Below are 23,302 nucleotides of genomic sequence, written 5' to 3'. Positions count from 1 at the left end.
CATGGATTTTGGATTCATTTTTGCCAGCGCCGCGGGTGAAATCTTCAGCCCCACCACGGCCGCCTATGCACTGGCCGCGCTCGGCCTCGCAGTCCACTTCGGCTACTCCGGCCTGCTGAATTTCGGGCAGGCCGGCTTCATGGCGGTGGGGGCCTACGGGTTCGCCATCTCCACCCTTACCTTCGGAGTGCCGTTCTTCGTCGGGCTGCTGATAGCAATCACCGCCTCGGCAATCTTTGCCCTGCTCCTGGGCATCCCCACCCTGAGGCTCCGGGCGGACTACCTGGCCATCGTCACCATCGCGGCCGCGGAAATCGTCCGCTACATCGTCACCACCAACCAGCTCACATCCGTCACCGGCTCCGCCAACGGCCTGGCAGCGTTCGAGGGCGGCTTCTACGCCATGAACCCCTTCCCCGAGGGGTCCTACTTCGGCATGAACAACCGCGACTTCTTCATCCGGGTTATCGGCTGGGGGCTGGTGGTCGTGTGCTGCACGCTGGTATGGCTGCTGATGCGCAGCCCCTGGGGCCGTGTCCTGAAGGGCATCCGCGAGGATGAGAACGCGGTCCGTTCACTGGGCAAGAACGTCTACGCCTACAAGATGCAGGCACTGGTCATCGGCGGTGTGCTCGGGGCTCTCGCCGGAATGGTCTTCACCCTCCCCCGCGGAGCGGTGCAGCCTGCCAACTACGGCACGGAACTGACGTTCTTCCTTTACACGTGCCTGCTGCTGGGCGGCCTGGCCACAGTCCTGGGACCGGTCATCGGCGCCATGATCTTCTGGGTGGTCCTGTCACTGACCCAGGGCATCCTCTACGGCCTGATCGAATCGGGCACCATTACGTGGCTGAACACCGTCCAGGCGGGCCAGCTGCGCTACATCCTGGTGGGCGTCGCACTGATGCTGCTGATGATCTTCAGGCCCCAGGGCGTCTTCGGAAACAAGAAGGAGCTGGCGTTCGCATGAGCATGCACAGCGAAGTACCGGCAGCCGCCGGGAGCACCCCGGACTTCATGACCGATACCCGGCCGATCGCCGCCGGTGAAGTGGGTCCCGGCTGCAAGAAACGCGACCCCATCGTCGTCGCGGAAAACGTGACCCGCAGCTTCGGCGGCATCAACGCCGTGGACGTGGAGTACCTCGAAATCCCCAGGCACAAGATCACGGCCCTGATTGGTCCCAACGGGGCGGGCAAGACCACCCTGTTCAACCTGCTGACCGGATTCGATACGCCCAACAGCGGAAAGTGGCAGTTCGAGGGCAAGAGCATCGCCGGGGTGTCACCGTACAAGGTGGCGCGCATGGGCATGGTGCGGACCTTCCAGCTGACCAAGGTTATGGGCAAGCTGACGGTCATGGAGAACATGCGGCTCGGCGCGGCCAACCAGCCCGGCGAGCGCCTGTCCAGGGCCTTGTTCAAGGGCATCTGGGGCGGCCGGGAGAAGGAGATCACTGCCCAGGCAAACGTGCTTCTGGAGAAGTTCAAGCTTGACGCCAAAAAGGATGACTACGCGGCATCCCTCTCCGGCGGCCAGCGCAAGCTCCTGGAAATGGCACGGTCCCTCATGGTGCAGCCGAAGCTGGTCATGCTTGACGAGCCCATGGCAGGCGTCAACCCGGCCCTGACCCAGTCGCTGCTTGACCACATCAAGAACCTGAAGGCCGAAGGCATGACCGTCCTGTTCGTGGAACACGACATGCACATGGTCCGGCACATTGCCGACTGGGTGGTGGTCATGGCCGAAGGCAAGGTGGTGGCGGAAGGCCCGCCCGGCGAGGTCATGAAGAACCCTGCAGTCATCGACGCGTACCTGGGCGCCCACCACGACGTCGATCTCGGCGACTCCGAGGGCATCAAGGAGCTTGCCGCAGAGCTTGTGGCGGATGAAGAGTCGATCGTTGGCACCGAAAACGCGGGCATCATTTCGCTTGACACCGTGGCGGAAGAGGAAGCCCGCCCCCGGACCACGGAAGGCCCCCACGGGGACCACAGCGGCCGGCACGGCAGCACGGAAAGGGACACCAAATGAGCAGCAGCACGAGCGCGGCCCCGGCCGCCCAGCCTGTCAGCAGCGGTGACGCCGTTGTAAAAGTCACCGACCTGGTGGCGGGGTACCTGCCCGGGGTCAACATCCTCAACGGCTGCAGCATTGAGGCCCGCAAGGGTGAGCTGATCGGCATCATCGGGCCGAACGGCGCCGGCAAGTCCACCCTCCTGAAGGCCATGTTCGGCCTGGTGAAGGTCCACTCGGGCACGGTAGTGGTCCGGGGCCAGGACATCACCGGGTTGAAGGCCAACAAGCTGGTGACGCGCGGCGTCGGATTCGTCCCGCAGACCAACAACGTGTTTTCCACGCTGACCATCGAGGAGAACCTCCAGATGGGCATGTTCCAGCGGCCCAAGGACTTCGCGCAGCGGTTCGACTTTGTCACCAGCCTCTTCCCCGAGCTGGGCAAGAGGCGTGCCCAGCGCGCCGGTTCGCTGTCCGGTGGTGAGCGGCAGATGGTGGCCATGGGCCGCGCCCTGATGATGGACCCGGCCGTGCTCCTCCTGGATGAGCCCTCCGCAGGCCTCTCCCCCGTCAAGCAGGACGAAACGTTCCTGCGCGTGCACGAGATCAACCGTGCGGGGGTGTCCGTGATTATGGTGGAGCAGAACGCGCGCCGCTGCCTGCAGATCTGCGACCGCGGCTACGTCCTGGACCAGGGCCGCGATGCCTACACGGGTACGGGCCGTGAATTGATGAAGGACCCCAAGGTCATCCAGCTCTACCTCGGAACCCTGGCCGACACCGTCGAGTAGCGGGCGACAGGACACAAAGGAGCCCCCGTCCGGCAGGACGGGGGCTCCTTTGTGTGCGTCTAGCCGATTACTAGAGCTTGCCGAATTCCGACTGGACCGGCTTCAGCTTGTTGTCTGCGGTGTACTCGTAGATACCGATGTAGGCCTCGGTGGGGTCACCGGCGTCGGAGAAGGTGATGGGGCCCGACTGGCCGTCGTAGTCGATGTCCTTGCCTTCACGCAGCAGGGTGACGCAGGAGGCGAAGTCGTTGCACTTCTCGCCCGACTCGGAGACCGCCTTGAGCTGCTTGGCGATTTCCGGGCCGCTGGTGCTGCCGGCGGCTTCGGAAGCCAGGGCGATCAGGTTCACGGCATCGTAGGATTCGCCGCCATACGTGAAGTCCTTCAGCGCCGGATCGACTTCCAGCAGCTTCTTCGTGAAGGCCTCGTTGGCGAAGGTTCCGGGGAAAGTGCCGTGCGCCCCGAGCATGGTGCCGGGCTGGAAGTCCTTGCTGTAGTCGGACGTGTTGCCATCGACCATGAACAGCTGGTTGGGGTTCACTCCCTTGCCGGAGATCAGGGGCACGATGCTCTTGGCCTGGTCGAAGGTGATCAGGGCGATTGCGTCCGGCTTGGCCGCGATGACCTTGTCCACCTGGCTGCTGAACTGGGTGTCGCCCTCGTTGAACAGCTCCTCGGCAACAACCTTGCCGCCTGCTGACTCGAAGGCAGCCTTGATGTTCTTGGCCAGGCCGGTTCCGTAGGCGTCATTCAGGACGATCATGCCCACTGTCTGGGCACCGCAGGTAGCCATGTAGTTGCCCAGGACCTTGCCCTGCAGCACATCGGAAGGAGCCGTGCGCCAGTACAGGCCCTTGTCATCCCAGGTGGTGAAGTCCGGAGACGTGTTGGCCGGGGAGAACTGCAGGACCCCCGCACCGGTGATCTGGTTGATCACCGTCTTGGACACACCGGATGAGGCTGCACCAATGATGGCGCTGACTCCCTGGCCCAGCAGGGCGGTGGTGGACTGCGTGGCGATATCGGTCTTGGTATCGCCGGAATCCCGGTGGACCACTTCGATAGGCTTGCCCAGGACACCGCCGGCGTCATTGACTTCCTTCACGCCAAGGTTCACACCGGCGATTTCCGGCGGGCCGAGGTAGGACAGCGAGCCGGTGGTGGGAAGCAGCGAGCCCAGCTTCAACGGCGTTTCGGTACTGCCGGTCGACGGCGGAACGGCCCCGCCGCCGCTGGTGGGCGCCGCGCTGCTTCCGCCGGTTGACCCCGGCGCCGGGCACGCGATTCCGGTCGCCGCTGCTCCAGTGGTGGTTTCGGTCGCCGTGGGTGTGGACGAACCGCCGCAAGCCGTTGCCATGAAGGCAACGCCGATGCCAAGCGCTGTCAGCTTGGCAGCGCGGGCTCCCGCCTGGGGGAATAAAGTCATTTACGAGCTCCTCGATCTAAAGGTGCGAACGGCCTTCGACACGAAAAATCAGGGATTCCTGATGTAGCTTCAAGCTAATGCAAATCACAGGCGAAGATAAGTGAGTGAGGTCACATCCTTATAACAGTCGTTGCATATGTGGAATTAAACGTCGGAAGCCGCCCGTAGGATACGGGCGGCTTCCTGCCGGAGACCGCGAAGTCTCCTGCTTCTCTAAGTACCCCAGGTGGGACTCGAACCCACAACACGCGGATTTTAAGTCCGATGCCTCTGCCAATTGGGCTACTGGGGCGCCGGGTCAATGGTATCCCGTCAGATGAGTGAGAATGGTGCGGCGTACCGGAACGTGCCGTGGGCGCCGCCGGACCATAGCGCGAGCGGCAGGAACTGGAAGTAGTCGCCCCACGCAGGGTCGGGCGCCTGGATACCGAAGGTGGACGCCGGGACAAAGCCGAACCTGGCATAGTAGTCGGGGCTTCCAAGCAGGACAATGCCGTGTTCCCCCGCGGCGTTTGCCCTGTCGATTGTCTCCCGCATGAGTGCCGAACCGATGCCCTGCCGCTGCAGCCGGGGAGTGACACCGATGGGGCCAAGGCCGAGGAGTCCCTGGTCCCCCACCCAACCGCGGGTGCTGATGACGTGGCCCACGATCTCCCCGTCCTGGACGGCCACTACGCTGAGGTGGGGGAGGTACTCCTCCGCATCAAAGAGTGCACGCAGCAAACCCACTTCCACCGGCTCACCTCCTGCCGGCAGTCCGGTGGCCGGAGAAATGGCGAAAGCCTCGGCCGTCAAGGCAAGGATGGCCTCCCTGTCTGAGGGATTCTCGCTGCGCAGCATCAGCTCCCGGGCCGGTGCATCCCGGTTCCTGGCAGCAAGTTCGGCCAGGACTTCAAGGGCACGGGGCGCATCCGCCACCGGCACCAGGAGGTGGTCGTGGTGGAACCCCGCCAGGACGTTGCAGCTGATCCGGGCTTCCGTAAGGGCCCTGCTGACTGCCGCGGTGAGGCCCACCGCTTCGAGGTCCGAGTGGATCTGCAGCGTGATCCACGCTCCGACAAAGTCATAGCTGAGCCCCTGCCGGTCCGCCTCAGCCCGCGGCAACACAACTGTCAGGCCCTCAGCCTCGCGTACTGCAGCCTCGATGCCGGCTGCCAGTGGCCGTCCGTGCGGCCAGAGGACGTAGACATATTCCCCTTCGCGCTGAACGGGGTGCATGCCCGCCAGAAGCGCCTGCAGGTTCATTTCGGCAGTCATGAGCCCAGTCTAGGAGGCAGGCGTCCCGGCAGCAGGACCAGGCGCAGGAATGGGGCGCGTCCGGGCCGGACGGCCGCCGGGACATAAAACGGCGGCCGTCCCCGCGAAGGGGACAGCCGCCGTCGGGCGCTGCACGTGCTACTTGGCCTGTGCCGTCACAGATTCCTTGGACTGCACCGCTGTGGAGCCGTTACCGCCGGCTGCCGGCGCGGCCGGCGGCGCAGGGGCGGCCGCAGCAGCCGGCTTGGGGGCCGGGGAGGCGGCGGCAACGAAAGCGCCGCGCGGGTTGTCCAGGTCCATGAGCTGGGTGGTGTCGCGGCCTGCGAAGAAGCTGATGATCCAGTTGAAGATCACCCGGAACTTGCGTTCGAACGTGGGCATGGCCATGCCGTGGTAGCCGCGGTGGGCCAGCCAGGCGAGCCCGCCCTTGAGGCCGATGCTGCCGATCAGGTTAATGTTGGCAACGCCCTTCCATTCGCCGAAGCCTGCCACAGCACCCAGGTTCTTGTGCTTGTAGTCCTTCAGCTGCTTCTCCCAGCGGGAAGCCCACAGGTTCTTGGCAAGGCGCTTGGCCTGGCGGAGCGCGTGCTGGGCGTTGGGGACGCAGGTGCCATCCGGCAGGCCCTTGCCCGTGAGGTCAGGCACGGCGGCGATGTCGCCGGCAGCCCAGGCGTTGTCCACAATGCCTTCGTCGCCGGCGACGCGCAGGTCCGGAAGGACGCGGACGCGGCCGCGGGGTTCCAGCGGGAAGTCGGTGGAGCGGACCATCGGGTTGGCCTGGACGCCGGCCGTCCACACGAGGGTGTCGGCTTCAAACTCCTGGGCAGGGGACTTGTCCGGGAGGTTGATGAGCTTGAGGGTGCCCTCCGCGCTGTCCAGCGAGGTGTTCAGCAGGACCTCGATGCCGCGGCTGCGCAGGTGCTCAACGACCCATTCGGCCTGCTTGGCCGTAACCTCGGGCATGATGCGTCCCATGGCTTCCACCAGGACAAAGCGGACTTCTTCCTGCTTGATCCTCGGGTTGTTGCGGACCGCGGCGCGGGCCAGGTCCTCCATCTCGGTGATGCACTCGATGCCGGCGAAACCGCCGCCGACCACCACGAAGGTGAGGGCCTTGGCGCGGGCGGCGGGATCGGTCATGGTGGAGGCAACCTCGATGCGCTCCAGGACCTTGTTCCGCAGCGCAACGGCTTCCTCGATGGTCTTCAGGCCGATGCCCTTGTCCGCGAGGCCCTTGATGGGGAAGGTTCGGGTGATGGCACCTGCGGCCAGGACAACGTCGAAGTAGGGGATCTCGAAGTTTTCGCCGCCGTCGGACGGAGCGATGACCGCGGTGCGGTTGGCGTGGTCGATCGAGGTGACGCGGCCCTGGATCAGTTCAGTCTGCTTGAGGTGCTGGCGGTGGGACACCACCGCGTGGCGGGCCTCGATGTTGCCGCCGGCCACCTCGGGGAGGAACGGCTGGTAAGTCATGTAGGGCAGTGGATCCACGAGGGTGACGATGCCACCGGCATTCGCGATCTTCTTCTGCAGTTTGAGTGCTACGTACAGGCCGACGTACCCGCCGCCGACGACGAGTACCCTGGGACGGTCCTGGAGCTCTGGGGTGGTTGCCATAGTTTAAGGATAGCGCAGTTTGTGAAAATCTTCACTAACTGCTCGAAGGGCCCGTTACGCTAGGGTTTCCGCACCGAATGCACCTTTTCCAGGGCACCTGTTTCCGGCTCCTCCCCCTTCAGCGCGGGGTCCCGCGCCGCCCGGCGCAGCTGGATGACCGCCGCGGCGATGATGGCCACGAACAGCAGTGCGAATCCGATGACAACAGCACCTCCGATGGCAGTATCACGCTGTGACGGCGGCTCCGCGGCGGGGACGGTTGCTTCCGGAAGCGCCGGGGCAGCCACCGGCGCCTCCGCCGTGGGGACCGGGGTGGGGGTGGCCAGGTTGCCGCGCCGGTGCACCCGGATCCACTCGGCAATGGTTCCCAGGGGATTGCTTTTCGCTTCGGGAACGTCATCCTTCAGGGCCGCTTCCGCGTTGAGGATGCCGTACCCGTACAGGGGATCCTTGCCCGGCGCCCCCGCATCCCTGGCGGTGGAGACGATCCGGTTAATGACCTGCTCGGCGCTCATGGAAGGCCACTTGGAGCGCATCAGTGCCGCCACGCCGGCCACGATGGGCGTGGATCCGGAAGTCCCCGCCCACTCGGCGTATCCGCCGCCCGGCAGGCCGCCCAGCAGGTTCTGGGCCGGTGCTGCCACGCCGATGCTGATGCCTTGCGAGGACGCGTCAACACTTGCCGTTCCAGAGCGGTCCAGGCCGGCGACAGTGAGGACGCCGGGAATGGTGGCCGGGGCGCCCACCTGGGTGTTGCCGCCGATCCGGTTCCCTGCAGCCGCGACGATCACAACGTCCTTCTGCTCGGCGTACAGGAAGGCGGCGTCCCAGCTTTGCGGCCACTGCGGGGTGGTGCTGCCGAGCGAGATATTGATGACTTTTGCCCCGTTGTCCACTGCCCAGCGGACCGCTTCGGGGATCTGGTCCTGGTCGCTCTTGCCGGAGGGGTTCGGTGAGCCGAGCCAGGTGGACACGGACAGGATCTGGGCCTCGGGGGCCACGCCGATGATGCCGTCCGGTGCCGGCGCAGCGGGGCCCGGCGTGGGGGAAGCAGTCTTGTCGGCGGGCTGGTGCCCCCGGCCGGCAAGCATGGTGGCCACCAGGGTGCCGTGTTCGGGCTTGGACCCGACGCTCTTCTGGCCGTCCGGCTGGCCGGATCCGGACGCGTCGTAACCGCCGGCCACCGCTCCCTTAAGATCCGGGTGCTGCGCGTCCACGCCACTGTCGATGACGGCCACCTTCACGCCGGCGCCCTTGGATACTTCCCAGGCCTTGGTAATGCCGGAGTCTGCCAGCCAGTACTGCTTGTCCCGCCACTCGTCCGCGCGCGCCGCCGGAGCCGTGATGAGGCCGGTAACAAGGCAGCAGGCGGCAAGGACCAGGGCAAGCGCGGCGGCCGCTGTCCTGTGCAGTGCCGGGTGGGTTAGGGATCGCATCCGGGTTCAGCCGATGCTCAGGGCAATGCCGTCGAGGATGTCGTGCTCGCTGGCCGTCGCCGTAGTGATCCTGCCGCCGGTGAGTTCCCCCATGCGCTCGAGGATCCTGCGCCACACCAGTCCCCCGGCGCCGATCACGTCCACGCGTCCCGGGTGCATGTAGGGCAGCCCGGCGCGCTCGGACCGGTCCATCTCCAGGAGGTCCGTGGCGGCGGCGCGGACCGTGTCCAGCGGCAGTTCAGCGCCGTGGATGTCGTCCGGCCGGTATTCGGGCAGCCGGAGGGCATGGGCTGTGATGGTGGTGATGGAACCGGCAACACCGACGACGGCGGTCGCCTGCTCCAGCGGAACGTCCCGTTGGGCAAGGGCCATGGCTGCGTCCACGTCCGCTTCCGCGGCCGAGATCTGTTCCGCGGTGGGCGGATCGTTCCGCAGGTGCCGTTCGGTCAGCCGGACGCAGCCGACGTCCACGGACTTCGCTGCGGTGACGCCCTGTGCGGTGCCGAGGACGAACTCCGTGCTGCCGCCGCCCAGGTCCACCACCAGTACCTGGTGGCCGTCCAGGATGGGCAGGACACTGCTGGCGCCGGCAAAGGACAACGCAGCTTCCTCGTCGCCGGAGATGACTTCAGGTTCCACGCCGAGGAGGTTGCGGATCCCGTCCACGAAGACCTCCCGGTTCCGGGCATCCCGGCTGGCTGAGGTTGCAACAAACCGGACGGCCTCAGCGCCATGTTCCCGGATCAGCTCTGCGTAATCGGCCGTGGCAGCGAATGTGCGCTCCAGTGCGGCGGGGGCGAGCTCGCCGGTGGCGTCAACGCCTTCGCCCAGCCGCACCACGCGCATCTCGCGCACTACGTCGGTAAGGCTGGTGGTGCCGTTGCTGCGCTCGATATCGGCAATGAGCAGGCGGATGGAATTGGTGCCGCAGTCGATGGCGGCTACCCGGGTCACTGGGCGGCCTCGGCAGGATTGGCCGACTTTCGCACCGGGGCGGGGCGGCCCACGATGTCCGGCAGGCCCTGCGGTCCATGCCGGCTGAGGTCCCGGGAAGGAGCTTCGCCGGTGGTGTCCCAGGCACCCTCGCAATAGCACCTGTCCGTCGTCCACCATTCGCGGATCTGTCGCAGTGCCTCGTCCCCCAGCGGATTCACGCCCGGTCCGGCAGCAAGCGAGTGCCCCACCAGGACATGCAGGCACTTGACGCGCGTGGGCATGCCCCCGGCGGAGACCCCGTCAATTTCCGGAACAGCACCGATGCCGGACCGCCGGCCGATTGCATCCCGGGCGGCCAGGTAGGCTTCGTGCGCAGACCGGTAGGCGGCGGACAGTTCTGCGTCGCCGGCCAGCTGCTCGTTCATGGTGTTCATGACCCCTGCCGCCTCAAGCCGGGATACCGCGGAGGTGATCACGGGGTGGGTCAGGTAGAAGGTGGTGGGGAACGGCGTGCCGTTGCTCAGCCGCGGAGCCGTTGCCGCCACCAGCGGGTTGCCGCACACGCAGCGGGCGGGGATTTCCACCACATCGCGGACCGGACGTCCCAGCTGCCGGCTCAATACTTCGAGATCGTGTGCTGATGGTTGGCGGGAGTCGTCCCGGGCGGCTGCCGTGTTGTGTTCCACTGTCGCGGGCCGTCCTTCCTTTTGCGGTTCAGTCTGTGGCCGCGCGCTCGATGGACTCCCACAGGGAATCCACCCACGGCAGATCGGCGGGGTCTTGTGCTGCTGCACCGGTCTGGCTGCTGGTGTCTCCCGCGGGCAAATCGCTGCCGAAGACCCAGTAGCCGGTTTCGCCCGGCATAACCATGTTAATGCGGTCGCGGGCCTGTTGTTTCACGTAGTTGGGGTCCTGCCAGCGGGAGACCTGCTGGCGGAGCCGGTCGCCTTCGGCCTCTCGCGCGGCGATATCGGCATTCAGCGCGTCGATTTCGGCCTTCTTGTCGAAGAAGATCTTCACCGTGGGCGCCAGCATGATGGTAATGGCCACCATCACCACGGCCAGTGCCAGCATCCGCCCGGAAAATGCCTTCGCCGGAACAGGCTGCTGGTCCTCCTCGGCGGGATGGTCAGCGGCACCGCTGGTTGCGCTGCTGCCCTTTCCGGGCCTGGCCCGCCCTGTTGATGCGCCCGGTGCCGGCGCCTTGCCGGCGGGAGCCTTCGGGGGCTTGCTGTCGGCGCCGGGCCGTCCTGCCGGGCCCGGGTTGTCCTTGGCCGAGCCGAAATCCGCCTGGATGACGTCGGCGCCGTCGGAGGCTTCCCTTTCCGGACGGGCGGGGCTGACCTTGGGGACTTTGGGACGGCGGGTAGCCATGACACTCCTGAACGCGGCCTGCCTGCGGCCGCCACTGTCTGTGCTGAACAACAAAACGGCGCTGGTCAACAACCGGGCTGACGGATGCTGCCGAAACAACAACGGTGGCTATGGTCTTTCAACCATAGCCACCGTTTAATGCTTTACGCGGCTACTAGCCCTTGAAACGCGGGAACGCGCTGCGGCCTGCGTAGCGTGCGGCGTCGTCGAGTTCCTCTTCGATGCGCAGCAGCTGGTTGTACTTGGCAACGCGCTCGGAACGGGCCGGTGCGCCGGTCTTGATCTGGCCGGCGTTGGTTGCCACCGAGATGTCGGCGATGGTGGTGTCCTCGGTCTCGCCGGAGCGGTGGGAGGTGATGGTGGTGTAGCCGGCGCGCTGCGCCAGACTGACGGCGTCCAGCGTCTCGGTCAGGGAGCCGATCTGGTTGACCTTCACCAGCAGCGAGTTGGCGGTGCGGGTGTCGATGCCGCGCTGCAGGATGGAGGGGTTGGTGACGAAGAGGTCGTCACCCACCAGCTGGACCTTGTCGCCGATGGCGTCGGTGAGGGTCTTCCAGCCGTCCCAGTCGTTCTCGTCCAGCGGGTCCTCGATGGACACCAGCGGGTAGTCGGCCACGAGTTCGGCGTAGTAGGCGCTCATCTCGGCCGAGCTGAGGGACTTGCCCTCGAACTGGTAGGCGCCGTCCTTGAAGAATTCGGAAGATGCCACGTCCAGGGCCAGGGCGATGTCCTTGCCCGGGGTGTAGCCGGCGTTCTTGATGGCTTCCTGGATCAGGTCCAGTGCGGCCCGGTTGGAGGGCAGGTTCGGGGCGAAGCCGCCCTCGTCGCCCAGGCCGGTGGACAGGCCCTTTTCCTTCAGGACGGACTTGAGGTTGTGGTACACCTCAACGCCCCAGCGCAGGCCCTCGGAGAAGGTTTCGGCGCCGATCGGGGCGATCATGAATTCCTGGATGTCAACGTCGGAGTCCGCGTGGGAGCCGCCGTTCAGGATGTTCATCAACGGCACGGGCAGGACATGCGCGTTGGGGCCGCCCAGGTACTTGTAGAGCGGCAGGTCGGCGGAGGCGGCGGCTGCGTTGGCCACGGCCAGGGAAACACCCAGGATGGCGTTGGCGCCCAGCTTGCCCTTGTTCGGGGTGCCGTCCAGGTCCAGCATGGCCTGGTCGATGGAGCGCTGGTCGGTGGCGTCGAAGCCGGTCAGGGCCGGTGCGATCTGGTCGATGATCGCGTCGACAGCCTTCTGGACGCCCTTGCCGAGGTAGCGGCCCTTGTCGCCGTCACGCAGTTCGACGGCCTCGTGCTCGCCGGTGGAAGCGCCGGACGGTACTGCTGCGCGGCCGATCTGGCCGTCGGAAAGCAGGACCTCGACTTCTACGGTGGGGTTGCCACGGGAATCGAGGATCTCGCGGGCGTGGATGGCATCGATAAGCGCCATGAATTTGCTCCTTATGGGCGATTAACGGGGGGATCTTGCAGAAAGACTCGACGTACTCGTCAGGGACCAGCGTAGTCGAGAGTGGTCCGGGTTACGGAAAACTGTCCGGGCCCCGGACGTCATGATGGGGTTGGGACGCGGATTTCTCCTGCTGGTAGCGCCGCACAGCCCCGCGCAAGGCACGTTCGGCGTCGAATCCGGCGTCATGCGCGGAGCGTACGACGCCGAGGAGCAGCTCCCCGAGTTCCTCCTCCGTTGCGGGGGCGGTGGCCCCTGCGGGCAGGGGCGCCCCGGCGCGGGCTGCGCGGTCCACCGACTTCTGTGCCCGGGCAAGCGCGGGCAGATTCTGCGGGATCCCTTCGAAGTGGCTGGTGCGGGCGGGCCGTTCCTCCCGCTTCACCGCGTCCCATTTCTGCACGATCTCGTCCACCGTGGCCGGGAAGGTGTCCTGCAGCGAGCCGTCGGGCCTAAAGACATGCGGATTCCGCCGGACCATCTTGGCAGCCAGGCCGCGGGCGACGTCGTCGAACCTGAAGGCCCCGCGCTCCTCGGCGAGACGGGCGTGCAGCACCACCTGGAGCAGCACGTCGCCCAGCTCGCCCTGGAGCTCGGCATCGGGATGGCCCGACTCGATGGTTTCGGCCACTTCGTAGGCTTCCTCGAGGAGGTATTCCACGAGCGACGCGTGTGTGAGCGCGCCCATCCAGGGGCAGTGCTCGCGGAGCGCAGCAATCACGGACAACAGCTCCCCCACGGGGGTGCTGTTGTCCTGCTGCTCAGCCAAGGTTGGCGTAGGCGTCGTTGATGTACTCCACCAGCGCCTCCTTCTCCTCCAGGGGCAGGAAGGAAGCCTCGGCGGCGTTCAGGGTGAGCTCGAGCAGGTCGTCGAGGTCGTAGTCGAACGTCTCCACCAGCAGCTCGAACTCGTCCGTCAGGGTGACGCCGCTCATCAGCCTGTTGTCGGTGTTGATGGTGACGTTGAAGCCCAGCTGGTACAGCATGTCCAGGGGGTGGCTTTCGATGCTTTCGCCGAACGGTTCGATCGCACCGGTCTGCAGGTTGGAGGAAGGGCAGATTTCCAGGGCGATGCCGCGGTCGCGGATCCAGCTCGACAGGTCGCCCAGGGTGACCAGGCCGATCGTGTCCTCGGCGTCGTCGTCGAATTCCACCATGATGTCCTCGGCGATCCGCACGCCGTGGCCCAGGCGGAGCGCGCGGCCGTCCACGAGCGCCGACTGGATGCTTTCCAGTCCGGCAGCTTCGCCGGCGTGGACCGTGGCGGGGAAGTTCTGCTGGGCCAGGTAGGTGAAGGCGTCCCTGAAGCGGGACGGCAGGAAGCCGTCTTCCGCACCGGCGATGTCGAAGCCCACGGCGCCGCGGTTGCGGTGGCGGACGGCGAGCTCGGCGATCTCCTGGCCGCGGTCGGCATGGCGCATGGCCGTAATCAGCTGGCCCACCTGGATTTCGCGGCCGGTCTCCCCTACCGCCTCAACGCCGGCCTCGAGGCCTTCCTGGACAGCCTCCACGGCTTCATCCAGGGTGAGGCCCTTCTGAAGGTGCTGTTCGGGCGCCCAGCGCACTTCGCCGTAGACGACGCCGTCGTCCGCCAGGTCCTCGACGAATTCCTTGGCCACCCGGTACAGGCCCTCGGAGGTCTGCATGACCGCCACGGTGTGGTCGAAGGTTTCCAGGTAGCGGACCAGGGAGCCGGAGTCGGCCGACTCCCGGAACCACTGGCCCAGTGCCACCGGATCGGTGGACGGCAGGGTATGCCCGACGGCCTCGGCCAGTTCGATGATGGTTGCCGGGCGGAGGCCTCCGTCCAGGTGGTCGTGAAGCGAAACCTTGGGCAGGTTCTTCAGGTCAAAATCGATGGCAGGGGCAGCGTCAACAATAGGCTCAGTCACGTTCCCACCTTAGGGTGGGCCGGGACGCAAAGCCAGCGTTGCAGGGGGATGGCACCGGACGCATAGTCCACGAACTAGGGTGCTGCCGGGCCGCCGTCGGCGGACGGGGCAAGGACGCTCGACCCGGGCTTGCCGTTGCGGGCGCCGGAGGGCCCGCCGTCGAGCCATTCATCCACCTCTTCGGCGTCGTTCCGGGCCAGGTGCTTGTGCCACCAGCGGAGCAGGTGGTCGATCAGGATGCCCAGGATGATGGCGAAGACGACGGCGATGACGGCGCTGAGCAGCGGGTTGTGGTGCAGCCACGGGAAGGAACTGGCCAGCAGCCCGATCCCGATGGAGTAGCCCACCCAGGTGATGCAGGCGAAGGCATCGAGGAGGAAGAACCTGCGGTGGCCGAAGCCGGTGCTGCCCGCCACGTAGTTGACGGCGACACGTCCCCAGGGGATGTAGCGGGCAGTGAAGATCAGGACCGCACCGCGCTTGTCCAGCTCGTAGCGCGCCCAGCTGAAGGCCTTCCTGACCTTGGGCCGTCGCATCCATTTCCACCGGTCCAGCCCGATCCGGCGTCCCAGCATGAACGCCATGTTGTCCCCGGCGATGGCCCCGACCAGCGCGGTGGTGCCAAGGATCCAGAGGTTGGGTTCGCCGCTGTGCCGGGCGAAGGCTGCCAGGGCCACGATGAGGGTTTCGCTCGGCACCACCATGGCGAAGCCGTCCACGAAGAAAAACACGAGCAGGACGGGGTAGATCCACCACTGGCCCGCTGCATGGAGCACGGCCTCATTAATAAACTCCACGCGGTCTTGCTCCTAGACAATGATGACGCAGCTATAGCGACGCTGCCGTAGCGGAAATCGTTCCTAAGTGTCCCATGGCGGGACGGGATTCGCTATGACTTGACTTTGTTGCACAACGGTTCACCTACGCTTCGGGTTCCCGCATCCGTTCGACCACCGGTGTCTGCCGCCGGAGGCGGTTGATCACCACGTCCACCACGATGCCGAGCGCCACGGCGCAGACGATGGCGATGACGGCTCCCAGCAGGTGGTTCTCCTCGAACCACTGGCCGAAGAACAGCCCTATTCCCACCGAGTACGCCGCCCAGAGCACGGCCGAGAGGGTTGTGAGGGCGATGAAGCGGAGGTGGTGGTACTGGGTGGCGCCTGCCGTCAGGTTCACCGCGACGCGGCCGATGGGCACGAACCGTGCAACGAGGATGAGTGAGGCCGGGCGTTTCCGCAGTTCCCCGCCGGCCCAGCGGAAGGCGCTTTGCATGCGTGGACGCCGCATCCAGGACCAGCGGGTGGTGCCTACGCGGCGTCCGATGAGGTAGGCGATGTTGTCCCCCGAGAAGGCACCCAGCGCCGCTACGAGCATCAGGAGCCAGGGGTTGGGGACGTCCGCCGTGGCGGCCACGGCGGACAGCCCCACCACTACGGACTCGCTGGGAATGGGCGGGAAGAAGCCGTCAATGACGCAGCATGCCAGCACCAGGAAAAGCACCCAGGGCTGCCCGGCTGCGGCGAGGATGAAGTCATTGATGGCTTGCATGATCCCCTATGCTATGCGGTCCAGGATCAGCCGCTGCGCCGGCCTTGATCCTTCCGGGGCGATCACCACAGCGTGTTCCAGGGCCTCCTTGGCCCGTGCGAATTTCTCCGGGGTGTCGGTGAGCAGGGTCATCAGCGGTTCCCCGGCCCGGACCACCGCGCCGGGCTTCGCGTGCATCCTGACGCCGGCGCCGGCCTGCACCGCGTCCTCCTTGCGGGCACGTCCTGCTCCCAGGCGCCAGGCGGCAATGCCCACGGCCAGGGCGTCCAGCTGTACGAGGACCCCGTCAGCCGGGGCGTACACCGTTTCGGACTCCCGCGCCGCCGGCAGCTTCGCCCGGGGATCCCCGCCCTGCGCCTGGATCATCCGGTTCCACACGTCCATGGCACGGCCGTCCTTGAGCGCGGCCGCCGGGTCGGCGCCGTGCACCCCTGCGGCGGCGAGCATCTCCTCCGCGAGCCGGACCGTCAGCTCCACCACGTCCTCCGGGCCGCCCCCTGCCAGGACCTCCACGGATTCCTCCACCTCGATGGCGTTTCCGGCCGTGAGGCCCAGCGGGGTGTCCATGTTGGTGAGCAGGGCAACCGTGTTGACCCCTGCGTCCTTGCCCAGCGCCACCATGGTTCCGGCCAGCTCGCGGGCCGAGGCCTCGTCCTTCATGAACGCGCCGCTGCCCACCTTCACGTCCAGGACCAGGGAGCCGGTGCCCTCGGCGATCTTCTTGCTCATGATGGACGAGGCGATCAGGGGGATGGCTTCCACGGTTCCGGTGACGTCGCGCAGCGCGTACAGCTTCTTGTCCGCCGGTGCCAGGCCGGCACCGGCGGCGCAGATGACCGCCCCGACGTCCTGCAGCTGTGCCATCATTTCCTCGTTGCTGAGGGAGGCACGCCAGCCAGGGATGGACTCCAGCTTGTCCAGCGTCCCGCCGGTGTGGCCGAGGCCGCGGCCGGACAGCTGGGGCACTGCCACCCCGAACACCGCGACCAGCGGGGCCAGGGGCAGGGTAATCTTGTCCCCCACGCCGCCGGTGGAGTGCTTGTCCGAGGTGTATTTCAGGCCGCCGTCGGGCCGCCGAAGGCCGGAGAAGTCCATGGTCTCGCCGGAGGCGATCATGGCCGCCGTCCAGCGGGCAATCTCCGTCCGGTTCATGCCGTTCAGCAGGATGGCCATGTTCAGCGCGGCCATCTGCTCGTCGGCGATGGCGCCCCGGGTGTAGGCATCGATGGTCCAGTCAATCTGTTCCGGACTCAGGGTGCCCTTGTCCCGCTTGGTGCGGATGATGTCAACGGCGTCGAATGCTTCGGCTTTGCTGTCAGTCACCGGTTTCCTCCAGGTGTTCGGGACCGAAGGCGTCGGGCAGTACCTGGTCCATGGTCTTGATGCCCCGGGTTGTCATGAGTTCCATGTTTGGGGCGCGGAATTCGTAGAGCAGCTGCCGGCAGCGGCCGCAGGGCATCAGGATGTTGCCGCTGCCGTCCACGCAGTAGAACGCGCGCAGCAGTCCGCCGCCGGTCATCTGCAGGTTGCCTACCAGGACGCACTCGGCGCAAAGGGTCAGCCCGAAGCTGGCGTTCTCCACGTTGCAGCCGCTGACGATCCGCCCGTCACCGGTGAGGGCCGCCGCCCCCACCGGAAACCCGGAGTAGCGGGCGTAGGCGTTGCGCATGGCGGCGACGGCGGCGGCTTCCAGCGCCTGCCAGTCCACCGTGGTTGCCTGGTCCACGCCGGTCATCCCTTGACGTAGGGTATGCCGCTGGCTGCCGGTCCCCTGGACTTGCCCACCAGGCCGGCGACGGCGAGGACGGTCACCAGGTACGGCAGCATGGCCATGAACTGGCTGGGGACCGGGGTTCCGATGATGGTGACGATGCTCTGCAGGTTGTCCGCGAACCCGAACAGGAGCGCCGCGAAGAACGCCCCGATGGGGTTCCACCGGCCGAAGATCAGGGCGGCGAGGGCGATGAAGCCGCGGCCGCCGGAGATCTCCTTGGTGAAGCTGTCGATGGCCACCAGGGTGAAGAATGAACCGCCGATCCCCGCGACGGCGCCGCCCAGGGTGACGTTCCAGAAGCGGGTGGCGTTCACGTTGATGCCGAGGGTGTCCGCGGCCTGCGGGTGTTCCCCCACAGCCCGGACCCGCAGGCCCCACCGGGTCTTGAACAGGCCCACCCAGACCACCAGCACGGCAATGTACATCAGGTAGCCCACCAGGGACTGCCGGAACAGGATGGGGCCGATCACCGGAATGCTGGAGAGGACCGGAATCTCGATGGCCTCCAGCCCGGGCGGCGAGTTGAACCGTTCGCTGTCCTCCTGCATGACAGTGCTGAACAGGAAGCCGGTGACGCCGGAGACGAGCACGTTGAGGACGACGCCGACGATGATCTGGTTGACCAGGTACTTGATACTGAACAATGCCAGCACCATGGACACCAACGCACCGGCGACCGCCGCCGCCAGGAGCCCGATGAACGGGTTCTGCGTCATGCTGGCCACAATGGCCGCCGTGAACGCTCCGCCGAGCAGCTGGCCCTCGATGGCGATGTTGACCACGCCCACCCGTTCACAGAGGACGCCCGAAAGCGAGCCGAACACGAGCGGAACGGCCAGGGTGACCGAGCCGGCGATCAGCCCGGCCAGCGAAATGCTGGGCGTGCGGGCACCGCCCACAACCCAGATGAGGAATGCTGCGACGAACAGGACGATGAAGGTCACCGGCAGCCAGCCCGGCGCGGGCCTGTCTTTGGTCTTCAGGTAGACCGCGTAACCGGCCAGCCCCAGCATCAGCACGGAAAGCACCATGCCGCCTGCGAACGCGTTCACCGCAAGGGCAGGCAGCTGGAAGAAGTCCTCGCCTGTGGAGATGCCGAAGCTTGCCGTCTGGTCGGGGGCCAGGAACCCGAAGAAGACCAGGGCCACCAGCCCGAACGCTGCCAGCAGGACGGGCGTCTTCCAGCCCACCGGCTTGGCGGAGAGGGCGGCGGCACCGGCGTCGGCTCCGGCAGGCTGCGGTGTTCCCGGGCGGGGGGACGAAACTGTTGTGCTCATGCTGCACCTCCGGTAGTGGCTGCCTGCCGGGACTTGGCCGGACGGGCAGGCTTCTTCCGCCGCGGGTTCAGTCCGAAGACCGCGCGGACCAGCGGCGGCGCCGCAATGAACAGGACAATCAGGGACTGCACCACCAGGACGATGTCGATGGGGGTGCCGGTCTGGATCTGCATCTGGACTGCCCCGGCGCGGAAGGCGCCGAACAGCAGGCCGGCCGCAAAGGTGCCCCACGGCGTCGAACGTCCCAGCAGCGCGACGGTGATGGCGTCGAAGCCGTACGTGGCGGCAACGCCGTCGGTGAGCACTTTCTCGGTTCCCGCCACCTGCGCGACGCCGGACATTCCGGCCAGTGCGCCGGCCATGGCCATCACCAGGATGGTGGAGCGGGAAACGTTGATGCCCGCGGTCTGGGCTGCCTTGGGGTTGGCGCCCACGGCCCGGAATTCAAAGCCGATGGTGGACCGGTTCAGCAGCCACCACACCAGGAAGGTGGCGCCGATGGCCAGGATGAAGCCCAGGTGGAGCCGGTATTGGGTGCCGAAGATCTGCGGATAGACGGCCGTGGGATCCAGGATGGGGGAAATGGGGTTGGACTCCCCCGGGCGCTGGAACGCCGGCGTGTTCAGCAGGTACCGCAGGAAATACAGTGCGATGTAGTTGAACATGATGGTCAGGATGACCTCGTGGGCGCCGGTTCGTGCCTTGAGCACGCCTACCAGTCCGCCCCACAGGGCGCCGCCCACGATGCCTGCCACCAGGACCAGGAGCAGGTGCAGGCCGAACGGCAGGTGCAGCGCGAAGCCCACCCACGCGGCGAGGATGCCTGCCACAATGATCTGGCCCTGGGCGCCGATGTTGAAGAGGCCTGCGCGGAACGCCAGGGCCACGCCCAGTCCGGCCGTGATGAGCGGCGTGGCGATGGTGAGCGTTTCCATGAAGGGCGCGAACTGGGCGGCCACGCTGTTCCCGCGGGGATTGAAGACCGAGCCTTGGAACAAAGCCACGTAGGAGCGGGTGGCGGCGTCCCAGAGCGCGGAGAGGAAGTCAGTGGGCCGGGCGAAGAAGTAGGTGGAGGTGCTGGCAACCCGCGCGTCAGTACTGGCGATCAGGAGGCCGCCGATGATGAGGGCCAGCAGCACCGCCAGGAGCGAGACCATGCCGCTGCCGGTGAAGATCCTGCGGAGCACGGTGTCCGGGCCGCCCGGAAGTTGTCCGCTTTGGGCGGTGGCGGGTACGGCGGAGGGCTCCATGGCACCGCCGGCGGTGTCAACGGAGACGACGGCGGCGGTGTCCTCTTCCGCCTGGCTGGCCTTGTGGTGGGGCTTGCCGGAAGGCGTGCTGCCATGCCCGTCCCCGGCCGCGTGCTTGGCAGGTTGGTTGTCAGACATGGTCGTCTCCCTCAACGTCTGGAGTGGAAGCGGTGGTTGTGGCGGCGGCGGGCCCGGCCTGCGGTGCATGCGCGTGCTCCTCCGGCGGGATCCCGGCCATCATCAGGCCCAGGGTTTCGCGGCTGGTGCCGGCGGGGACGACGCCCACCAGCTTGCCCTTGTAGAGGACGGCGATCCGGTCCGCCAGCTCCATCACCTCGTCCAGTTCGGTGGAGATGATCATGACGGGAGTGCCCTGGTCGCGCTCGGCGACAATACGGCGGTGCAGGAATTCGATGGAGCCCACATCCACGCCGCGGGTGGGCTGGGAGGCGATGAACAGCCGCAGGGGACGCGAAAGCTCCCGCGCCATCACCACCTTCTGCTGGTTGCCGCCGGACAGGGTCCCGGCGGCCGCGGCCGCGGAGGGGGTGCGGACGTCAAACTCGCCGATCCGTGCCTTGGCGTTTTCGAGGATCCTGGCCGGGCTCATGCTGATGCCCTTGGCGAACGGCGGCTTGTCGTACAGATCCAGGACAAGGTTTTCAGCCACGGAGAAGGTGCCCACCAGGCCGTCCACCTTGCGGTCTTCGGGCACGAAGCCGACGCCGGCTTTGAGGACCTCCTTGACCGGGCGGCCCAGGAGTTCCTTGCCGTCGAGGGTGACCGATCCGGAGACCCTGTCCTGCAGTCCCAGGATGGCTTCCGTCAGCTCGGTCTGGCCATTGCCCTGCACCCCGGCGATGGCCAGGATTTCGCCCCGCGCGATGTCGAAGCTGAGTCCGTCCACCACGTGCTGGCCGTTCGGTGCGATCACGGTCAGGTCGCGCACCACGAACGTCTTCTCCTGGGGCTTCGCCGGCGCCTTGTCCAGGTTAAGGCTCACGGCCCGCCCCACCATCATGGAGGCGAGTTCCGAGGTGGCGGCGGACGGATCGGCCGAACCCACCACCTTGCCGCGCCGGATCACGGTGATGGTGTCCGACACGGCTTTGACCTCCCGCAGCTTGTGGGAGATGAAGACAATCGAGGTGCCGCCGGATTTCAGCTGGCGCATGATGTCCAGGAGTTCGTCCGTCTCCTGCGGCGTCAGGACGGCCGTGGGTTCGTCCAGGATCAGGACCTTTGCATTCCTGACCAGTGCTTTGATGATCTCCACGCGCTGCTGGACGCCCACCGGAAGGTCCTCCACCAGGGCGTCGGGGTCGACGTCGAACCCGTACTGGTCCGAGATCTCCTTGATCCGGCGGCGTGTTTCGTCGAGGTTCAGGAAGCCCGCGGCCTTGGTGGGCTCGGCGCCCAGCGCGACGTTCTCGGCCACCGTGAAAACAGGGACCAGCATGAAATGCTGGTGCACCATGCCGATCCCGGCGGCCATGGCGTCGCCCGGTCCGCGGAAGGATACGGGTTTGTCGTCGATGAGGATTTCCCCGTCGGTGGGCTCATACAGCCCGTACAGCACATTCATCAGGGTTGATTTGCCTGCCCCGTTTTCGCCAAGCAGGCAGTGGATTTGTCCGGGCTCAACCACCACGTCTATGTGGTCGTTGGCCAGCAGCGTGCCAAATCTCTTAGTGATCCCTCTGAGTTCAAGTTTCAAAACTCTGACCAATCTCGAAGCGTCCGGTGGTCCACCGGACGGGATATGAGGCTGCAGCACCAGCCTAGTGGGTGCAGCCGGAGGATGAGCGGGCGGCGGGCCCGAAATGCGGCCAGCAAAAAGCGCCACCGCCCGGCCTGTCGGTAACGGGCCGGGCGGTGGCGCTCAGGCAGGAATCAGGCCTTGGGGCTGGCCGCGGATTCCACCTTCAGCTTTCCGTCAATGATGTCCTTCTCGATCTGCTCCAGCTCGGCCTTCAGGTCCGCCGGAACCTGGGAATCGAGATCGTGGAAGGGTGCCAGCTGGACGCCTTCGTTGGCGAGGGTGCCGACGTAAGGCTCGTTGCTGAACTTGCCTTCCGTGTCATCCTTCACCACGGCCTCCACGGCTTCACCCATGGTCTTCATGACCGAGGACAGCATGATGTCCTTGTAGTCAGGGGCGGTGAGGTAGCCGTCGGAGTCGACCCAGATCAGCTTGACGTCCTTGCCGGCAGCCTTGGCTTCCTTGAGGGCGGACCCGGCACCCTTGCCCACCGGGCCGGCAACGGGCATCACGATGTCTGCGCCCTGGTCCAGGAAGTTCTGGGTGAGCTGCTTGCCGACATCCTGCTTTTCGAAGTCACCGGTGAAGCTGCCGTCCTGGGCTTCCTTGTTCCAGCCAAGGAGCTTGACGTCCTTGCCCTTCTGTTCGTTGTAGTACTTGATACCGTCGGCGTAGCCGTCCATGAAGATGGTCACGGTGGGAAGCTTGATGCCGCCGAACGTTGCCACGGTTCCGGTCTTGGTGGTACCGGCGGCAAGGTAGCCTGCCAGGAACGCGGCCTGCGCGGTGTCATAGATGATCGGCTTGACGTTGCTGATCGGCGGGTTGTAGCTGTAGTCGACGATGGCGAAGTGGCTGTCCGGGTTGGCCTCCGCCTGCTTCTTGGTGGCGTCGCCGAGCAGGAAGCCGATGGTCAGCGTGAGGTCACAGCCCGCGGTCACCATGGCCCGAAGGTTCGGCTCGAAGTCGTTGTTGGTCTTGGACTCCACCTGGTTGACCTTGATTCCCAGGTCCGCCTCGGCCTTCTTCAGCCCCTCGTAGGAGGACTGGTTGAAGGACTGGTCGTCGAACCCGCCCGAGTCGGAGACGATGCAGCCCGTGTAGTCGCTGGCGCCGGCCGTCGGGCCGCTGCCGGCTTCGGGAGGCGCACCGCAGCCGGCCAGCACGAGCGCTGTGGCGCCCACCGTGGCAAGGCCGGCAACGGAACCGCGCTTGAGGTGTGCACGCAGTGATGACATCAAGATTCCTCCAGGATGAAGATAGTGGCGCTACGGCTCGAATTCAATGAGTGTCCGTTTCTGCACTGAAATTCTGTTTTCACTGAGGGCTCGCAGCACTGCGCCGGAGCGCACTGATGGCACCCACTTTAGTGGCCTGCGCCACGTCCAATAGCACGGCGGGGCAACTTCCCGGAGATTGTTTACAAGTTGTTACCAACCAGTAGGGGTGCCGCATTCGGGCGGCACCCCCCACAGTCGGAGCGGGCGAAAGGG

21 protein-coding genes and 1 tRNA gene are annotated in these 23,302 nt (G+C 66.3%); 3 read left to right on the top strand and 19 right to left on the bottom strand.

Annotated features, from left to right (window positions below):
- Position 1 precedes the first annotated feature (1 nt).
- The 3 genes from ACJJV6_RS14045 to ACJJV6_RS14035 are packed head-to-tail and all read left to right on the top strand — an operon-like array spanning position 2 to position 2,807.
- Positions 2 to 970, top strand: a complete 969-nt coding sequence (locus tag ACJJV6_RS14045; protein ID WP_133351053.1) for a branched-chain amino acid ABC transporter permease — start codon at positions 2 to 4, stop codon at positions 968 to 970.
- A complete protein-coding gene (locus ACJJV6_RS14040; protein WP_009356209.1) occupies positions 967 to 2,034 on the top strand; it encodes an ABC transporter ATP-binding protein in 1,068 nt (355 codons plus the stop codon). Before ACJJV6_RS14045 ends, ACJJV6_RS14040 begins: the two co-directional genes overlap by 4 nt.
- Positions 2,031 to 2,807, top strand: a complete 777-nt coding sequence (locus ACJJV6_RS14035; protein ID WP_133351057.1) for an ABC transporter ATP-binding protein — start codon at positions 2,031 to 2,033, stop codon at positions 2,805 to 2,807. The genes ACJJV6_RS14040 and ACJJV6_RS14035 overlap by 4 nt, the downstream gene beginning before the upstream one ends.
- A gap of 70 nt (positions 2,808 to 2,877) precedes the next feature.
- Here ACJJV6_RS14035 and ACJJV6_RS14030 read toward each other — a convergent pair whose 3' ends face one another.
- The 19 genes from ACJJV6_RS14030 to ACJJV6_RS13940 form a co-directional block, all read right to left on the bottom strand.
- Positions 2,878 to 4,233 carry an ABC transporter substrate-binding protein gene (locus ACJJV6_RS14030; RefSeq protein WP_009356208.1) on the bottom strand — a complete coding sequence of 452 codons (1,356 nt, stop codon included), beginning with the start codon at positions 4,231 to 4,233 and terminating at the stop codon, positions 2,878 to 2,880.
- Between the two features lie 218 nt (positions 4,234 to 4,451).
- Positions 4,452 to 4,525, bottom strand: a tRNA-Leu gene (locus ACJJV6_RS14025).
- 20 nt (positions 4,526 to 4,545) lie between these two features.
- Entirely contained in the window at positions 4,546 to 5,490 is a 945-nt protein-coding gene (locus tag ACJJV6_RS14020; RefSeq protein ID WP_407709244.1) for an N-acetyltransferase, read from the bottom strand.
- 138 nt (positions 5,491 to 5,628) lie between these two features.
- Positions 5,629 to 7,107: an FAD-dependent oxidoreductase gene (locus ACJJV6_RS14015; protein ID WP_354175442.1), complete on the bottom strand. Its 1,479-nt coding sequence runs from the start codon at positions 7,105 to 7,107 to the stop codon at positions 5,629 to 5,631.
- A gap of 59 nt (positions 7,108 to 7,166) precedes the next feature.
- A complete protein-coding gene (locus ACJJV6_RS14010; protein WP_407709243.1) occupies positions 7,167 to 8,543 on the bottom strand; it encodes a S8 family serine peptidase in 1,377 nt (458 codons plus the stop codon).
- A gap of 6 nt (positions 8,544 to 8,549) precedes the next feature.
- Positions 8,550 to 9,497, bottom strand: a complete 948-nt coding sequence (locus ACJJV6_RS14005) for an exopolyphosphatase (protein ID WP_407709242.1) — start codon at positions 9,495 to 9,497, stop codon at positions 8,550 to 8,552.
- A complete protein-coding gene (locus ACJJV6_RS14000) occupies positions 9,494 to 10,165 on the bottom strand; it encodes a DUF501 domain-containing protein (protein ID WP_407709241.1) in 672 nt (223 codons plus the stop codon). The genes ACJJV6_RS14005 and ACJJV6_RS14000 overlap by 4 nt, the downstream gene beginning before the upstream one ends.
- A 28-nt stretch (positions 10,166 to 10,193) precedes the next feature.
- Positions 10,194 to 10,853, bottom strand: a complete 660-nt coding sequence (locus ACJJV6_RS13995) for a septum formation initiator family protein (protein WP_407709240.1) — start codon at positions 10,851 to 10,853, stop codon at positions 10,194 to 10,196.
- Positions 10,854 to 11,007: 154 nt separating this feature from the next.
- On the bottom strand, positions 11,008 to 12,288 hold the full coding sequence (eno, locus tag ACJJV6_RS13990; RefSeq protein WP_009358042.1) for a phosphopyruvate hydratase: 1,281 nt from the start codon (positions 12,286 to 12,288) through the stop codon (positions 11,008 to 11,010).
- 91 nt (positions 12,289 to 12,379) lie between these two features.
- Positions 12,380 to 12,991: a MazG nucleotide pyrophosphohydrolase domain-containing protein gene (locus ACJJV6_RS13985; protein ID WP_407710506.1), complete on the bottom strand. Its 612-nt coding sequence runs from the start codon at positions 12,989 to 12,991 to the stop codon at positions 12,380 to 12,382.
- Positions 12,992 to 13,064: 73 nt separating this feature from the next.
- Entirely contained in the window at positions 13,065 to 14,195 is a 1,131-nt protein-coding gene (locus ACJJV6_RS13980; protein WP_407709239.1) for an adenosine deaminase, read from the bottom strand.
- 74 nt (positions 14,196 to 14,269) lie between these two features.
- Complete coding sequence (locus ACJJV6_RS13975) at positions 14,270 to 14,992, bottom strand: DedA family protein (protein WP_133351079.1); 723 nt, start codon at positions 14,990 to 14,992, stop codon at positions 14,270 to 14,272.
- A gap of 124 nt (positions 14,993 to 15,116) precedes the next feature.
- Positions 15,117 to 15,746, bottom strand: coding sequence for a DedA family protein (locus ACJJV6_RS13970; protein WP_407709238.1), 630 nt, complete (start codon positions 15,744 to 15,746; stop codon positions 15,117 to 15,119).
- A gap of 6 nt (positions 15,747 to 15,752) precedes the next feature.
- On the bottom strand, positions 15,753 to 17,069 hold the full coding sequence (locus ACJJV6_RS13965) for a thymidine phosphorylase (RefSeq protein ID WP_407709237.1): 1,317 nt from the start codon (positions 17,067 to 17,069) through the stop codon (positions 15,753 to 15,755).
- Positions 17,062 to 17,481, bottom strand: coding sequence for a cytidine deaminase (locus ACJJV6_RS13960; protein ID WP_133351083.1), 420 nt, complete (start codon positions 17,479 to 17,481; stop codon positions 17,062 to 17,064). The genes ACJJV6_RS13965 and ACJJV6_RS13960 overlap by 8 nt, the downstream gene beginning before the upstream one ends.
- A complete protein-coding gene (locus ACJJV6_RS13955; RefSeq protein ID WP_407709236.1) occupies positions 17,478 to 18,797 on the bottom strand; it encodes an ABC transporter permease in 1,320 nt (439 codons plus the stop codon). Before ACJJV6_RS13955 ends, ACJJV6_RS13960 begins: the two co-directional genes overlap by 4 nt.
- The gene (locus tag ACJJV6_RS13950; RefSeq protein WP_407709235.1) at positions 18,794 to 20,185 is read right to left on the bottom strand and encodes an ABC transporter permease; all 1,392 of its coding nucleotides are present in this window, start codon (positions 20,183 to 20,185) and stop codon (positions 18,794 to 18,796) included. Before ACJJV6_RS13950 ends, ACJJV6_RS13955 begins: the two co-directional genes overlap by 4 nt.
- Positions 20,178 to 21,764 (bottom strand): ABC transporter ATP-binding protein, encoded by a 1,587-nt coding sequence (locus tag ACJJV6_RS13945; RefSeq protein ID WP_407709234.1) that lies wholly within the window; start codon positions 21,762 to 21,764, stop codon positions 20,178 to 20,180. Before ACJJV6_RS13945 ends, ACJJV6_RS13950 begins: the two co-directional genes overlap by 8 nt.
- 176 nt (positions 21,765 to 21,940) lie before the next feature.
- A complete protein-coding gene (locus ACJJV6_RS13940; protein WP_009358033.1) occupies positions 21,941 to 23,047 on the bottom strand; it encodes a BMP family protein in 1,107 nt (368 codons plus the stop codon).
- Between the last annotated feature and the right edge of the window lie 255 nt (positions 23,048 to 23,302).

It is taken from the genome of Arthrobacter nitrophenolicus (assembly GCF_045833485.1).
Lineage (GTDB): Bacteria > Actinomycetota > Actinomycetes > Actinomycetales > Micrococcaceae > Arthrobacter > Arthrobacter nitrophenolicus.
The sequence above is the reverse complement of the archived record's forward strand: the minus strand, read 5'-3'. Positions and strand labels throughout refer to the sequence as shown.

Excerpts from the sequence above, each read along its gene's own strand:
- ACJJV6_RS14020 (WP_407709244.1), bottom strand. The coding sequence starts at position 5,490 with ATGACTGCCGAAATGAACCTGCAGGCGCTTCTGGCGGGCATGCACCCC.
- ACJJV6_RS13970 (WP_407709238.1), bottom strand. The coding sequence starts at position 15,746 with ATGCAAGCCATCAATGACTTCATCCTCGCCGCAGCCGGGCAGCCCTGG.
- ACJJV6_RS14010 (WP_407709243.1), bottom strand. The coding sequence starts at position 8,543 with ATGCGATCCCTAACCCACCCGGCACTGCACAGGACAGCGGCCGCCGCG.
- ACJJV6_RS13940 (WP_009358033.1), bottom strand. The coding sequence starts at position 23,047 with ATGTCATCACTGCGTGCACACCTCAAGCGCGGTTCCGTTGCCGGCCTT.
- ACJJV6_RS13995 (WP_407709240.1), bottom strand. The coding sequence starts at position 10,853 with ATGGCTACCCGCCGTCCCAAAGTCCCCAAGGTCAGCCCCGCCCGTCCG.
- ACJJV6_RS14030 (WP_009356208.1), bottom strand. The coding sequence starts at position 4,233 with ATGACTTTATTCCCCCAGGCGGGAGCCCGCGCTGCCAAGCTGACAGCG.
- ACJJV6_RS13950 (WP_407709235.1), bottom strand. The coding sequence starts at position 20,185 with ATGTCTGACAACCAACCTGCCAAGCACGCGGCCGGGGACGGGCATGGC.
- ACJJV6_RS13960 (WP_133351083.1), bottom strand. The coding sequence starts at position 17,481 with ATGACCGGCGTGGACCAGGCAACCACGGTGGACTGGCAGGCGCTGGAA.
- eno (WP_009358042.1), bottom strand. The coding sequence starts at position 12,288 with ATGGCGCTTATCGATGCCATCCACGCCCGCGAGATCCTCGATTCCCGT.
- ACJJV6_RS13985 (WP_407710506.1), bottom strand. The coding sequence starts at position 12,991 with ATGGGCGCGCTCACACACGCGTCGCTCGTGGAATACCTCCTCGAGGAA.
- ACJJV6_RS14015 (WP_354175442.1), bottom strand. The coding sequence starts at position 7,107 with ATGGCAACCACCCCAGAGCTCCAGGACCGTCCCAGGGTACTCGTCGTC.
- ACJJV6_RS14035 (WP_133351057.1), top strand. The coding sequence starts at position 2,031 with ATGAGCAGCAGCACGAGCGCGGCCCCGGCCGCCCAGCCTGTCAGCAGC.
- ACJJV6_RS14040 (WP_009356209.1), top strand. The coding sequence starts at position 967 with ATGAGCATGCACAGCGAAGTACCGGCAGCCGCCGGGAGCACCCCGGAC.
- ACJJV6_RS13955 (WP_407709236.1), bottom strand. The coding sequence starts at position 18,797 with ATGAGCACAACAGTTTCGTCCCCCCGCCCGGGAACACCGCAGCCTGCC.
- ACJJV6_RS14045 (WP_133351053.1), top strand. The coding sequence starts at position 2 with ATGGATTTTGGATTCATTTTTGCCAGCGCCGCGGGTGAAATCTTCAGC.